Source organism: Brevundimonas vesicularis (assembly GCF_900445985.1).
Lineage (GTDB): Bacteria > Pseudomonadota > Alphaproteobacteria > Caulobacterales > Caulobacteraceae > Brevundimonas > Brevundimonas vesicularis_D.
In genome coordinates this window covers 1,586,695-1,600,240 of sequence record NZ_UAQP01000005.1, presented here as the reverse complement: position 1 = coordinate 1,600,240, position 13,546 = coordinate 1,586,695, and the positions used below count along the sequence as shown (strand labels likewise).

Here is a 13,546-nt window from a genome sequence, read left to right as displayed (position 1 = left end):
GCCTGATGAATATCGGCTTTTGACCACGCCTAACGCGGGGGCGGGCGGGGGGCAAGACGCGGCGTCGATGCGACGCGGCGATTTCAGACGGTGAAGGCGAAAAACAGAGTCTAATTCGTCTAATTCGTCTGAAACGACGCCGAGCCCGGTTCCAAAAAGAGGGTGCAATTGGTGCACTTTCTTCGGAATCGGTCGGCGCGGGAGGCGGATGTCGGCATCGCTTCGGTTGTGTTCAAGGGGGTCAGATATCCATCAGGCATCCATCAGGGCCGAGGCGTCGTATTGCAGTCAAGCCTGCAGCAAGATCCGACGATCGAGGACGCCGATGAACCTGACCAATGTCGCCATTCGCCAGCTTCAGGACGCGCCGTTCCCGGACTTCGTGACGCGTCCGGCGATCGACAGCCTGGTGACGGAGGCCAGAAAGCGTCTGGATCGCGACGGCCCGCATGACGAGGCGGCCTTTGCCCGCGAAATGGCCCAGCGCGCCATCGCCGAACATACGGATGCGGCAAACCAGCAGCACTACGAACTTCCGCCAGAGTTTTTCCAGCTGTGCCTGGGCAAGCGGCTGAAATACTCCTGCTGCCTCTATCCCACGGGCCGAGAGACGCTTGATCAGGCGGAAGAAGCGGCGCTGGCCGAGACCTGCGCCCATGCCGATCTGAAGGACGGTCAGACGATTCTGGAGATGGGCTGCGGCTGGGGCTCGCTGTCGCTGTGGATGGCCGAGACCTATCCGAACTCGAAGATAACGGCGGTGTCGAACAGCCACGGCCAACGCGACCATATCGAAGCGCAGGCGGCGGCGCGGGGGCTGACCAATCTGACGGTCATCACCCAGGACATGAACGCCTTCGACACCGAGCAGCGGTTCGACCGCATCGTCTCGGTCGAGATGTTCGAGCACATGGCCAACTGGCGCGCCTTGCTGACCAAGGCGAGACGCTGGCTGACGCCGGACGGACGGATGTTCATCCACGTCTTCACGCACCGCAACGCGCCCTATCGGTTCGACCATACCGACAGCCGAGACTTCATCGCCCAGCACTTCTTCACCGGCGGGGTCATGCCCAGCCACGGCCTGATCCGACAGTTTCCGGACCTGTTCGCGGTCGAGCAGGAATGGACCTGGAACGGCGGTTACTATGCGAAGACCGCCAACGACTGGCTGGCGAACATGGACCGGAACGCCGCGCGGATCGCGGTGTTGATGCGTGAGACCTATGGCGACGACGCCAAACTTTGGACCCGTCGCTGGCGGCGCTTCTATCTGGCGACGGCCGGTCTGTTCGGAAACGACGAGGGCCGCACCTGGGCGGTCAGCCACTATCGACTGAAGCCGGCTTAAGGGAGACGAGGATGATCAAATATGTCGCGGCCTATCTCGGGGCCGGCCTGACCTTTGCAGCCATCGATTTCGTCTGGCTGACCACCATGACGAACCGGCTGTACAAGCCCGTCATCGGGCCGATCATGGCCGACAAGCCGGACTTGAAGGCGGCGGTGGCCTTCTATCTGATCTCCATCGCCGGGACCGTGTTTCTGGCGATCGCGCCGGCCCTGAAGGAAGGGAACTGGACGCGGGCGGCGATCAACGGCGCGGTGCTCGGCTTCGTCGCCTACGCCACCTATGACCTGACCAACCAAGCGACGCTGTCGGTTTGGCAGACCAAGCTGACGATCATCGACCTGATGTGGGGCACGGTTCTGACCACGCTGTCGGCGACCGGCGGCTATTTCGCCGCCCGGTGGGCCGAGGGCCGTTTCGGATAAAAGCCGCAAGCCAAGCCTGAGCTTGCGAACATCGTTAAGCGTGTTATGGCTCCCGTCTGGGTTGATCGCGGGGGCGGCAGTTGGGGGATGGCAGGCACCGGTTGATGTCGGCGCGCGGCGCGGCCGATGCGGGCTGGGTCTATGGCGCCCATGTCGCCCGATATGTCTCGCCGCTGCTGCTCTATCCGGTTCTGACACGACGACTGGGGTTGGACGGGTTCGGGGTGTTCGCCTCGGCCATCGCCTTGGCCTTGGTGGTGTCGGTGGTGGTCGATTACGGGCAGTCGCTGTCGGGGCCGCGTGACATCGCCGGAGCCGTCGAAGGGCGCGGCGTCCTGGTCGGTCAGGCCATGGCGATGCGCGGCGTGCTGATCCTGCCCGCCGCTGTGGTCGGCGTCGGTCTGGCGGCCTTCAATCAGGTTCTGGAAGGCGCGACCGTCGTCGTGGCCATGGCGGTCGTGCTGGGCATCGGGCAGGGGGCCGGCCTGCTGTGGTTCTTTCAGGGTATTCGCGATCCCGGTCCGGCGGCGATGCTGGAGGTTGGCTTCGCTTTAGCCGCGACGGGAGTCGTTCTGGCCATGCCCGGCCTGAGCGTCGGCGGCGTGATGGCCGTCCAGGCGGGAGGCGTCTGGGCCGGATGGGTCGCGACGGGCATCCTGTTGTTGCGACGGCAGACGATTCAGGCGCCGGAACGGGGCTTTGTGCGACGCGTCCTGATCCAGGGCGGTCCGCTGTTCGCCAGTCGAGCGGTCATCGTCGCCTATACGGGGGCGGGCGTTCTGGTTGTCGCGGCGCTGGCCGGGCCGGCGCAGGCGGCGCTTTACGGGGCGGCGGACCGGCTGGTTTCGGCGTCCGGATCGCTGATGCGGCCGCTGGCGGGTCTGATTGCGCCCCGGGTCGCCGGACTGCTGGGACAGGATCAGGCAGCGGCGTTTCGCACGGCGCGGTGGACGCTGGCGGCATCGACGGGGGCGTTCGTGCTGCTGGCGGCGGGACTGACGCTGACGGCGCCGCTGCTGATCAGACTGTTGTTCGGGGCGGGGTTTGCGGGCGCCGCCGAGGTGCTGCGACTTCTGGCCTGGGTGTTGCCGCTGGTGGCCGTCAGCCAAGTGCTGGGGCTGCATCTGATGAACCCGCTGCGGATGGATGGACGGTTCGCGCTGATCGTGGTGCTGGGCTGTGTCGCAACCCTGGGGCCGGCGGTGGTGCTGGCGCCCGGCCTTGGCGCGGCCGGCATGGCGGGCGCGCGGATCATCGGCGAGGCGGCGGTGGTCGCGGCCTGTCTGATCAGCCTGAGGGCGCATTGGGGCGCGCTGTTCCAGACCGGCGGGAGGCGCGATGTCCCGGCGATATGACTGGCTGATCGTCGGCGCCGGTTTCACCGGGGCGGTGGTCGCCGAACGACTGGCGCGCGGACTGGACCAGTGCGTGCTGGTGATCGATCAGCGCGACCATGTCGGCGGCAATGCGCACGACCGGCGCGATGCGGGCGGGCGGCTGATCCATCCCTATGGCCCGCACGTGTTCCACACCAAAAGTGCGCGTATCTTCGACTATCTGAGCCAGTTCACGGCCTGGCGACCCTATGCCCATCGGGTCCAGGGGCAGGTGGACGGGCGGAGGGTGTCGCTGCCGTTCAATCTGGATTCGATCGAGACGCTGTTTCCAGCCGCAACGGCCGAGCGGATGACGCAGGCTCTGGTCCAGCGCTTCGGTTTCGGGGCGCGGCCCAGCATCCATGACCTGCGACAGGCGGGGGACGATCCGGATCTGAGGCGGCTGGGCGACTATGTTTTCGACAAGGTGTTCGCCGGATACACCGCCAAACAGTGGGGCCTGCCGGTCGAGGCGCTGGATGCCACGGTCACCGCGCGGGTGCCGATCGCGGTCAGCCATGACGACCGCTATTTCGTCGACCGCCATCAGGCCATGCCGCGCGACGGCTATGGGCCGCTGTTTGAGCGGATGCTGGATCATCCGAACATCACGGTGTCGCTGAACACGCCGATGGATCAGGTGGGGGCGGGGTCGTGGGACCGGATGGTCTATTGCGGCGCGCTGGACGACTATTTCGGCCGGTCGGTCGGGGCCTTGCCCTATCGTAGCGTGCGGTTCGACCATCAGGTCGTGGACGTCGAGGACGGCCTGCCGGTCGGGACAGTCAACTATCCCAACGACTTCGACTTCACGCGCATCACCGATTTCCGCCACCTGACCGGCGAGCGCGGGCCGACGACGGCGACGGTGACCGAATATCCGATGGCTTATGAGGCGGGCGTGAACGACCCCTATTATCCGATCCTGACGGAGGCGTCGCGCGCGTTGGCGGGGCGATATCGCGAGATGGCGGCGACGCTGGCGGGCAAGGTCTGGTTCGCGGGACGGCTGGCCGATTTTCAATACTACAATATGGACCAGGCGGTCGGGCGGGCGCTGAGCCTGGTCGAGAAGTCGCTGGCGCCGGCCATCGCCCGGATGGCGGCATGAGGGCGTCGGTTTGGGCGGTGGTGGTGACGTGGAACCGGCGCGCCCTGCTGGAGCAATGCCTGGCGCATCTGATCGCCCAGACGCGGCATTGCGACGGGGTGGTGGTGGTCGACAACGCCAGCGACGACGGCACCGCCGAGATGCTGGCCGACGCCTGGGCGGGGCAGGCGATGGTGGTCCGGATGCCGGTGAACACAGGCGGGGCGGGCGGCTTCAACGCCGGTATCCGCGCGGCGATCGAGGCCGGGGCCGACCGCGTCTGGCTGATGGACGACGACGTGCTGGCGGCGCCGGATGCGCTGGAGGCCTTGCTGGCGGCCGAAGCGGGGCTGGCGGATGAGGGTGTCGTTCCGGCCTTCCTGTGTTCCAGCGTGCGGTCGCCTGAGGGGCATCTGACCAACACGCCCGAGATCGACCGACGCGAGAATGTGCTGGGCTATCCCGACTGGGGCGAGCGACTCGAGCAGGGCATTGTGCCTGTGCGGCAGGCGACGTTCGTGTCGGTCCTGATCAGCCGCGCGGCGGTGATGCGGCACGGCCTGCCGCTGGCGCCCATGTTCATCTGGGGCGACGACACGGAATATACGCTGCGGCTGTCGCGCGACGAGCCGGGCTATCTGGTCGCGGCCAGCCGGGTCGAGCATGTGCGCGCGGCGCCGGGACGGCTGACCATCGAGACCGAGCCGGATGCGCGGCGCGAACGGCTGCATCGCTATCTGACGCGCAACGTCATCCTGGCCAAGCGGCGGCACGAGGGACGGCGCTCTGCGCTGCGCTATGCCGCATCGCGGCTGAGGCTGGCGGGTCGGCTGGCGCTGGGCGGACGCTGGCGCAAGGCCGGGGTGCTGGTCGCCGGCGTGGTGGACGGGGCGCGGTTCGATCCCGAGGTCGAGCATTGCAGGCCGTCCTGAGCGCATCGCGACCGGGGACACTGCGGTGGTCGCGGATAAGGGCGGCCTATGAGCGGGTGGCGCTAAGCCTGCTCGGCCTGGGCGTGACCTTGCCGCTCTTTCTGACGCCGGGGCAGGTCAGCGGGCCGCGGCTAGGGGATCTGGCGCTGGCGGTTGCTGTGCCGTTGGCGGCTGTGACGTGGCGAGGCATAGCGCCGGTTCTGAGGGCGGCTTGCGTGGTCGCGGCGGGCTTTCTGGCGATGACGCTGCTGGTGCAGGTCGCGCAGGGCGGCGATCGGCTGAACGTCGGGGATGCGGCCTTCTGGTTTCGGTGGATCGCCTCGGCGCTAGCGGCGCCGGCGGCGGCGAGCCTGATCCTGAGGGACGAGCGACGGCGGCGGCTGTTCCTATGGGCCTTGCTGGCGGGCGCGGCGTGTCACCTGGCGACCTACGGGCTGGTGACGATGGTGGGATTGGAGCCTTTGCAGGCCTTGGGGCTCGCGTCGCCGCGCGCGATGCTGACCACGACGGCCGCACAGGTGCGCCTGACGACCCTGGCCGAGCATCCGAATGCGGCGATGGTGATGATCGGACTGGCGGTTCCGGCAGGCGTGATGCTGGCGGGACGGCGCTGGGCGCGGCGCGGCACCACGTGGGGCGGCGTCGGCGTGGCGGTTCTGGGGTTTGTCAGCACCCTGTCGCGGGGCGGCATGATGGCGGCGATACTGGCGGGGCTGGCGAGGATGGTCGTCGATTGGCGTTGGCGCGAGCGGGTTCGGCCTCTGGGCGTGGCGCTGACGGTCTGCGTGCTGGCGGCGGGCGCAGTGGCTTTGCAGGCGGGGCGGTTCGATTTCGACGGCGGCCGGTTTGCGGGACGGTTCGATAGGGTAGCGTTGCAGGACAATCTGGCCGGACGGATGCTGACCTGGCGGCGGACGGTGGATCTGGTCGTGCAGCGGCCGATGGGAATGGGCTGGTCGTCAGCGGAGGAGATGGGAGCGTTTCGGGCGCTTTCGGTCAGCCACAACGGTTATCTGTTCACGGCGCGGACGGTGGGAGTGGCGAGCGCGCTGGTGCTGCTGGGGCTGCATCTGGCGTCGGCGGCGCGGCTGGACGCGCTGACGCCGCTGTCGGTCTATGTGTTGGCGGCGATGTTCGGAGAGGACCTGACGCAGGGGGCGGGCATGGTCTTCCTGTGCTGTCTGGTGGGCGCCCTGGCGTGGCGAAGGCCGCTGGCGCCGTGAGGGTGCTGATCGTCAACACCCTGTATCCGCCGGCGCAGGTCGGCGGGGCGGAACGCAGCGTGGCGCAGTTGGCCCAAGGGCTGAGGCGGGCGGGCGTGGAGGCGTCCGTGCTGACGCTGACGCCTGGGCGCGAGACGGTGAACGAGCGGATCGACGGCGTGCCCGTGCAGCGGCTGCCGCTGCGAAATCTGTACTGGCCTTATGACGGCGCGCGACGATCGGTGGTTCGGCGGGCGGTCTGGCATGGGCTGGAGGCGGCCAATCCGCTGATGGGTCAGGCGGTGGATCGGGCGGTCGCGCGGGTGCGGCCGGATCTGATCCATCTGCACCTGACGACGGGGTTTTCACTGTCAGTCTATCGCGCGGCCGCGCGGTGGGATCTGCCGCTGGTGCAGACGCTGCGGGACTGGTCGATGCTGTGCGCGCGGGCGTCGCTGTTTCGACGCGGAAGGCGTTGCGAGCGGCGGTGTGGGTCGTGCGTGTTGCTGATCGCGGGCAAGCGGGCGCGGTCGCAAGGGGTGGACCATGTCATCGGCCTGAGCGGGCCTGTGCTGGAGACGCACCGGGCGGCGGGCTATTTTCGGCGGACGCCGGGGTCGGTGATCGGCAATGCGGCGGGTGCGGCGGTGATGGCGCCAAGACCATCGCTGGCCGAGGCGCCGACGATGCGGTTCGGGTTTCTGGGGCGGGTTGAGCCAGAAAAGGGGATCGAGGTTCTGCTGGCGGCGACCAGAGGGTTGGACGGCGACTGGAGGCTGATGATCGGCGGGCGGGGCGAGGCGGATTACCTGCAGGCGTTGAGGCGGGCGTATGATGATCCGCGCATCGTCTGGCTGGGGCAGGTGGAGGCGGAGGCGTTCTGGCCCAAGGTGGATGTGCTGGTCGCGCCGGCGGTGTGGGCCGAGCCGTTCGGACGCAGCGTCGTGGAGGCGGTTCAGCAGGGACGGGGCGTGATCGCCTCGCGCATCGGCGGCTTGGCGGAGGCGGCGCAGGGGGCGGGCATGTCGGCCCTGATCAAGGCGGAGGATACGGGCGCGCTCACCGCGGCGATGCAGGCGGCTGTGGACCAGCCGGAACGCTGGCTCTTCGCGGCGATCGGTGCGCCGGCCTGGACCGAGGCGTCGATCGTTGAGGCGCACAGCGCCATCTATCGTCAGGTGCTGAGCAGAAGGTCTTCGATGATTTCGGCCGAGCGGGACCAGACGTAACGGTCGGCGCGGCGAAGGCCGGTGTCGCGGCGAGCGTCATCCGGTCGGCTGAGCAGTTCAGCCATATGGGCGGTCAGGGCTGCGTCGTCGGCAGGGTCGAAATAGAGGGCGGCGTCGGCGCAGACCTCGCGCGTGGCGGGGATGTCGGAGGCGATGACCGGGCAGGCGAGGGTCATCGCCTCCAGCGGCGGGATGCCGAAACCTTCGTAGAGGCTGGGAAAGACCAGGGCGCGCGCGCCGCCGAGCAGGGCGGCGATCTCTGCGTCCGAGAGACGGCCTGCTAAAATCACGCGCGGGTCGGCCGGAAAGGTGGAACGGTCGAAGACAGCGGGTCGGTCGCCGATGAGGACCAGCCGAACGGCAGGGTCTGCAAGATGGGACAGGGCGCGGATGGCGACGGCGAGATTCTTGTTCGGCGTCAGATTACCCAAGGCCACGAAGTAGGGGCGGGTCGTCAAGTCGAGGCGTTCGATGATGCCCGGGTCCGGCGTGACGATGCGAAGATGGTCGGCGCTGTTCGGGGCGACGGCGATGCTGTCAGGCGACAGGTTCAGGACCGAGGCCAACTCGCACCGGGAAAACTCGGAGACGGTCGCCAGCCGCGCCCGGCGCGCCAGGATTCTGTTCAGGGCGCGGTGGAAGGCGGCGTAGCCTGTTCGGAAATGCTCAGGATGACGAAAGACGGCGGCGTCGTGGATGACGACGATCTGCTGCCGGTGCAGCACCGGACCCGAACCCCCTAACGAAAGCAGCCGGCCATGGCGCGCGGTCCAGGCCAGGGCGGTCTGTTCCCAAAGATGGCCGCCTGCGCGCCCGATCGTGCGGGTCGGGATGTGGAGCAGGTTCAGGTTCTCGGCGCCGGGGGGCGTCAGCAGGACGTAACGGTCGGCGGCGCCGGGGCGCTGGTCCAGGGCGCGGACGATCTGACGCGCATAGCGCTGAACCCCGCTCATCGGCTGGGTCAGGAAGCGGCCGTTGATGAAGACGGGCTCAGCCACCCAGGCGTCTGCGGGCGAAGGCGTCGCGGTAAATCCGGACGGTCTGTTCGGCCATGCGTGAGGCGGACAACAGGCCCGGCGCGATCGGCAGGGGTACGATGCGGCTGGCCAGCGCGGCGCGCATCGCCTCGGCCAGATGATCGGGCGAGGCGTCAACGGGCAGGCGGTCGATGCGCGCGCCGGCCTGGATCAGACGCCTAATCCCGCCGACGTCGGTGCAGACCATCGGCAGGCCCAAGGCGGCCGCCTCGATCATGGCGTAGGAGTCGGCCTCGTAACGGCTGGTCATGGCGAACAGATCGAAGCCCGCCATCAACGGCCCGGCGTCGCGTGAACCCAGCAGACGGAGGACGTCGCCGCCGGCGGTCCTGACCGCCGAGGCCAGATCACCGTCGCCGATCATGACGCCGGTGATGCGCGGATCGATGGCGTCCGCCCGGCGGACGGCGTGGGCGAACCGGATCGGGTCTTTCTGAGCGCAAAGCCGGCCGACGAAGCCGATGACCAGAGCGTCCTCGGGAACGCCAAGGGCCTGGCGGGCGGCGAGACGATCGTTGGCGGGTGGGGAGGCCAAGCCGTTGGGGACGACGTGCAAGCGGTTCCCGCCGAGTCCCCAGCGACGGGCGACGGCGGCCTCTTCCTCAGAGACGGCGATGATGGCGTCGCTGGAGCGGGCCAACAGCGCCTCGGCCGCGCCGGCGGTGATCTTCGCCAGACTGGCCGGGCCCATCATCGGCAGGGCGTGAGGCGTGTGGATCTTGGCGGCGCCGGGCGCGTGGGCTAGGCGGACCAAGGCGCCGGCCTTGGCGCTGTGGCCGTGGACGATCTCGAACGGGCCGAGGCGGGCGATCAGGCGATTCAGGGCGTGAAGGGCGGCGACGTCCCACGGTCCGACGCTGCGTCGCATCGGCAGGCGTTCATTGGCGTGAAGGGGAAGGGCGGCGACCGCGGCCTCGAACCAAGGCTCGGCGCGGTGCGGCGACCAGATCAGGGACACCTGATGGCCGCTTCCGATCAGGGCGCGGGCCAGATCGACCACATGACGCCCCGAGCCGCCGCCGGACGGCTCGATGACCAGAAGAATGCGCAATGTCGTCCCCCGACGATGGCTCAGCGTTGCAACTGAAAGCCATCATCGAGAAACGTCAAGATTGCATGCTCAGTTGACCGTCGCCTTGACGATCTTGCCGGGGCTGCGCGGCGGCTCGCCCTTGGGCAGGGCGTCGACGTGCTCCATGCCCGATTCGACCTGGCCCCAGACGGTGTACTGGCGGTCCAGGAAGGTGGCGTCGTCGAAGACGATGAAGAACTGCGAGTTGGCGCTGTTGGGGTCCGAGGTGCGGGCCATCGAGCAGACGCCGCGCACGTGCGGCTCGGCCGAGAACTCGGCCTTCAGGTTCGGCTTCTTGGAGCCCGAAGTGCCGGTGCCGGTCGGATCGCCGCCCTGGGCCATGAAGCCCGGGATCACGCGGTGGAAGACCACGCCGTCGTAGAAGCCTTCCTTGGCCAGCTCGGTGATGCGCTCGACGTGGCCGGGGGCCAGGTCGGGGCGCAGCTTGATGACCACGTCGCGGGCTTCGCCGTCGCCGGTGTCCAGGGTGAAGGTCAGGGTGTCGGCCATGTCGGTCGTCCTCTTTGGTTTGATTTGAGGCGGGACATAGCCCGCAACGCCGGTCGGGGCTATGTGGGAACGATGAGCGAAGACGAAAAGCCCCAAGAGCGCCGCCGGATGGTGAAACCGCCCACCGGCGGAACCGCCGCCGGACGCGGCATGGGCACCAAGATGAAGACGGCCGACACCAAGTCGATGTCGAGCCAGCAATGGATCAAACGCCAGCTGTCGGACAAATGGTCTGAAAAGGCGCGGGCCGAGGGCTGGCGCTCGCGCGCGGCGTTCAAGCTGATCGAGATCGACGACAAGTTCCGGCTGATCAAGCGCGGGTCAAAGGTCATCGACCTGGGCGCGGCGCCGGGCGGCTGGGTGCAGGTGGCGTTGAACCGGGGTGCGGGTGCGGTGGCGGGCGTGGACCTGCTGATGATCGCGCCGATCCCGGGCGCGACCCTGCTTCAGGCCGATTTCACCCATCCGGGTGTGGACCAGCAGCTGATCGACGCCATCGGCGGGGCGCCGGACCTGGTGCTGTCGGACATGGCGCACAATACGGTCGGGCATCGCCAGACGGACCATTTGAAGATTATCGCCCTGATCGAGATCGCCGCCGACTTCGCCATCCGCACGTTGCGGCCCGGCGGCAACTTCGTCTCCAAGAACTTCCAGGGCGGAGACGCCGGCGGGGTTCTGGCGCGGCTGCGCGAGGAGTTCGAGACGGTGAAATACGTCAAGCCGGCGTCGAGCCGTAAGGACAGCGCCGAGGTGTTTCTGGTCGCGCTGAACAAGCGCTGACGCGTCAGGCGGCGGCTGTGCTCGCGCGGGTTCTGCGATCTTCCAGGCGGGACCAGATGCGGTCGTGCAGGGCGAAGAAGAGCGTCTGGACCAAGGGCTCGACCATGCCGATGGTCAGCGCCGTGCGGATGTCGTTGGTCAGGGCGTAGGCCACGGCGACCGCCACGGCGAAGTGCATGACGCCATAGCTCACCGTTTTCAATGCGATCTGTTTGAACGACCGGGGCAGGGCGTGGCTGTGGCCGTGATGGGCGTCGTGCGAGCGACGTTGTTCCTCGGGCGACATGATGTCGAGGCGGGCGGTAAAGGCCTCTGTCGCCTCCTCAATATTGGAGGCCATGCGCCGCCGCTCGACCTTGTGCCAGACGCGGTCGTGGACGGTGTAGGCGATGGTCTGAAAGATCGGCTCGACCATGCCGACGGCCAGGGCGATGCGCCAGTCGCGGGTGATGGCGAAGGCGACCAGGATGGCGACGATCAGGTGCATGACGCCATAGCTGGCGATCTTCAGAGCCAGTTTGCGCGCGGTGCTGAGGATGACGCCGACCATGGGGAGAGAATGGTGAGCGGCCCTGCGGGTTGCAAAGCAATAAAATCTATCGGGCCTATAACCGCAATCGGCCTTGCCCCCGACCCCCGCATCCCGTTATACGCGGCCCGCAAAACGGAGACTCCCTATGGAGATACGCGAAGGACTGACCTTCGACGATGTTTTGCTGGAACCCGGCGCATCCGAGTTCATGCCGGCGATGGTCGATGTCTCGACCCAGCTGACGCGCGACATCAAACTGAACATCCCGCTGCTGTCGTCCGCCATGGACACGGTGACGGAAAGCCGCCTGGCCATCGCCATGGCCCAGTCGGGCGGCCTGGGCGTTCTGCACCGCAACATGACCATCGAGGAGCAGGCCGACGAGGTCCGCGCCGTCAAACGCTATGAGAGCGGGATGGTGGTCAATCCGGTGACGGTCGGCCCGCAGACGACGCTGGGCGAAGTGCGCGAGATCGTGGCGCGCAAGAAGATCACCGGCTTCCCCGTCGTGGATCCGGCGTCGGGCAAGCTGGTCGGGATGCTGACCCACCGCGACATGCGGTTTGAGAGCGACCTGAACGTCACCGCCGCCTCGCTGATGACCACGGGCGACCTGATCACGGTGCGCGAAGGCGCGAGCCGCGACGAGGCGCGCGAGCTGCTGAAGACCCGCAAGATCGAACGCGTCATCGTGGTGGACGAGGATTATCGGGCCGTCGGCCTGATTACGATGAAGGACATCGAGAAGGCCCAGGCCTTCCCCAACGCCGCCAAGGACGAGCAGGGCCGCCTGCTGGTTGGCGCAGCCTCCACCGTCGGGGACGCCGGATACGAACGCGCGATGGCGCTGGCCGAAGCGGGTTGCGACGTGGTGGTGATCGACACCGCCCACGGTCACTCGGCCTCGGTCGCCCAGGTGGTCGAGCGGATCAAGCGCGAGAACAACCGTCTGCAGATCATCGCCGGCAATGTCGCCACCTATGATGCGACGCGGGCCCTGATCGACGCAGGCGCGGATGCGGTGAAGGTGGGCATCGGTCCCGGCTCCATCTGCACCACCCGCATAGTCGCCGGCGTGGGCGTGCCGCAGCTGACGGCGGTGATGGACTCCGCGCGCGCGGCCAAGGGCACGGGCGCCTCGGTCATCGCGGACGGCGGCATCAAATATTCGGGCGACCTGGCCAAGGCCATCGCGGCCGGCGCCAATGTTGCCATGATGGGTTCGATGTTCGCGGGCACCGACGAAAGCCCCGGCGAGGTCTTCCTGTACCAGGGCCGCAGCTACAAGTCGTATCGCGGCATGGGCTCGGTGGGGGCGATGGCCCGCGGCTCGGCGGATCGGTATTTCCAGAAGGAAGTCTCGTCCGAGAAGCTGGTGCCCGAGGGCATCGAAGGTCAGACGCCCTATAAGGGGCCGATCAGCCCGGTTCTACACCAGATGGTCGGCGGTCTTCGCGCCTCCATGGGCTATGTCGGCGCCGGCACCATTCCTGAGTTCCAAGAGCGCGCCCGCTTCGTGCGCATCACCGGCGCGGGTCTGCGTGAAAGCCACGTCCACGACGTGATGATCACGCGTGAAGCGCCCAACTATCGGCAGGGGTAGGCGACCATGACGACCGAACTCACCTATCTGGCCCTGACGCTGATCCTGGCCCTGGTTCAGATTTTCCTGCCCGCCGGGGCGCGGACGGCCGAGTTCGGCTCGAAATGGAATGCGGGTCCGCGCGACGAGACGCCGGAGGCGAAGAAGCCGCTGACCGGCCGTCTCGAACGCGCCCAGGCCAATCTGTACGAAACCCTGCCGCTGTTCATCGGCGCGGTGCTGATCGCCCATGTCATCGGCGCGTCCAGCGCCCTGACGGTGTGGGGCGCGGCGCTCTATTTCTGGGGACGGGTGGTCTATGTGCCGCTTTACGCCTTCGGCGTTCCCTATATCCGGTCGCTGGTCTGGCTGGTCTCGCTTGCGGGACTGGTCATGGTCCTGGCGTCCCTGTTCTTCGTTTGAAA

At 67.7% G+C, this 13,546-nt stretch carries 14 protein-coding genes; 10 read left to right on the top strand and 4 right to left on the bottom strand.

Annotation, left to right across the window (positions count from 1 at the left end; translation table 11 throughout):
• Positions 1 to 325: 325 nt before the first annotated feature.
• The 7 genes from DT343_RS07985 to DT343_RS07955 all read left to right on the top strand — a co-directional run bounded on the left by DT343_RS07985 (position 326) and on the right by DT343_RS07955 (position 7,605).
• Complete coding sequence (locus DT343_RS07985) at positions 326 to 1,351, top strand: SAM-dependent methyltransferase (protein WP_112862381.1); 1,026 nt, start codon at positions 326 to 328, stop codon at positions 1,349 to 1,351.
• An 11-nt stretch (positions 1,352 to 1,362) separates the two neighbouring features.
• Positions 1,363 to 1,776 carry a DUF2177 family protein gene (locus DT343_RS07980; protein WP_112862380.1) on the top strand — a complete coding sequence of 138 codons (414 nt, stop codon included), beginning with the start codon at positions 1,363 to 1,365 and terminating at the stop codon, positions 1,774 to 1,776.
• A gap of 104 nt (positions 1,777 to 1,880) precedes the next feature.
• Positions 1,881 to 3,131 (top strand): oligosaccharide flippase family protein, encoded by a 1,251-nt coding sequence (locus tag DT343_RS07975; protein WP_112862379.1) that lies wholly within the window; start codon positions 1,881 to 1,883, stop codon positions 3,129 to 3,131.
• A complete protein-coding gene (glf, locus tag DT343_RS07970; RefSeq protein ID WP_112862378.1) occupies positions 3,115 to 4,263 on the top strand; it encodes a UDP-galactopyranose mutase in 1,149 nt (382 codons plus the stop codon). The genes DT343_RS07975 and glf overlap by 17 nt, the downstream gene beginning before the upstream one ends.
• A complete protein-coding gene (locus DT343_RS07965; RefSeq protein WP_112862377.1) occupies positions 4,260 to 5,174 on the top strand; it encodes a glycosyltransferase in 915 nt (304 codons plus the stop codon). Before glf ends, DT343_RS07965 begins: the two co-directional genes overlap by 4 nt.
• Positions 5,175 to 5,230: 56 nt before the next feature.
• Positions 5,231 to 6,397: an O-antigen ligase family protein gene (locus DT343_RS07960; RefSeq protein WP_112862376.1), complete on the top strand. Its 1,167-nt coding sequence runs from the start codon at positions 5,231 to 5,233 to the stop codon at positions 6,395 to 6,397.
• Entirely contained in the window at positions 6,373 to 7,605 is a 1,233-nt protein-coding gene (locus DT343_RS07955) for a glycosyltransferase (protein WP_146756719.1), read from the top strand. Before DT343_RS07960 ends, DT343_RS07955 begins: the two co-directional genes overlap by 25 nt.
• On the opposite strand, the gene DT343_RS07950 is transcribed toward DT343_RS07955, so the two are convergent.
• The 3 genes from DT343_RS07950 to DT343_RS07940 form a co-directional block, all read right to left on the bottom strand.
• Positions 7,551 to 8,603 carry a glycosyltransferase family 4 protein gene (locus tag DT343_RS07950; RefSeq protein ID WP_220116514.1) on the bottom strand — a complete coding sequence of 351 codons (1,053 nt, stop codon included), beginning with the start codon at positions 8,601 to 8,603 and terminating at the stop codon, positions 7,551 to 7,553. The two genes, DT343_RS07955 and DT343_RS07950, sit on opposite strands and share 55 nt — an antisense overlap.
• Positions 8,596 to 9,693, bottom strand: a complete 1,098-nt coding sequence (locus tag DT343_RS07945; RefSeq protein ID WP_112862374.1) for a glycosyltransferase family 4 protein — start codon at positions 9,691 to 9,693, stop codon at positions 8,596 to 8,598. The genes DT343_RS07950 and DT343_RS07945 overlap by 8 nt, the downstream gene beginning before the upstream one ends.
• A 69-nt stretch (positions 9,694 to 9,762) precedes the next feature.
• The gene (locus DT343_RS07940) at positions 9,763 to 10,224 is read right to left on the bottom strand and encodes a peptidylprolyl isomerase (protein WP_017504078.1); all 462 of its coding nucleotides are present in this window, start codon (positions 10,222 to 10,224) and stop codon (positions 9,763 to 9,765) included.
• Positions 10,225 to 10,296: 72 nt separating this feature from the next.
• On the opposite strand from DT343_RS07940, the gene DT343_RS07935 reads away from it, so the two are divergent.
• On the top strand, positions 10,297 to 11,007 hold the full coding sequence (locus tag DT343_RS07935) for an RlmE family RNA methyltransferase (protein ID WP_055753232.1): 711 nt from the start codon (positions 10,297 to 10,299) through the stop codon (positions 11,005 to 11,007).
• A 4-nt stretch (positions 11,008 to 11,011) separates the two neighbouring features.
• On the opposite strand, the gene DT343_RS07930 is transcribed toward DT343_RS07935, so the two are convergent.
• Complete coding sequence (locus DT343_RS07930; protein WP_112862373.1) at positions 11,012 to 11,557, bottom strand: DUF2061 domain-containing protein; 546 nt, start codon at positions 11,555 to 11,557, stop codon at positions 11,012 to 11,014.
• A 127-nt stretch (positions 11,558 to 11,684) separates the two neighbouring features.
• On the opposite strand from DT343_RS07930, the gene guaB reads away from it, so the two are divergent.
• Both guaB and DT343_RS07920 read left to right on the top strand, forming a co-directional pair.
• The gene (gene guaB / locus DT343_RS07925) at positions 11,685 to 13,142 is read left to right on the top strand and encodes an IMP dehydrogenase (protein WP_112862372.1); all 1,458 of its coding nucleotides are present in this window, start codon (positions 11,685 to 11,687) and stop codon (positions 13,140 to 13,142) included.
• Positions 13,143 to 13,148: 6 nt separating this feature from the next.
• Positions 13,149 to 13,544 (top strand): MAPEG family protein, encoded by a 396-nt coding sequence (locus tag DT343_RS07920; RefSeq protein ID WP_112862371.1) that lies wholly within the window; start codon positions 13,149 to 13,151, stop codon positions 13,542 to 13,544.
• The last annotated feature ends 2 nt before the right edge of the window (positions 13,545 to 13,546 follow it).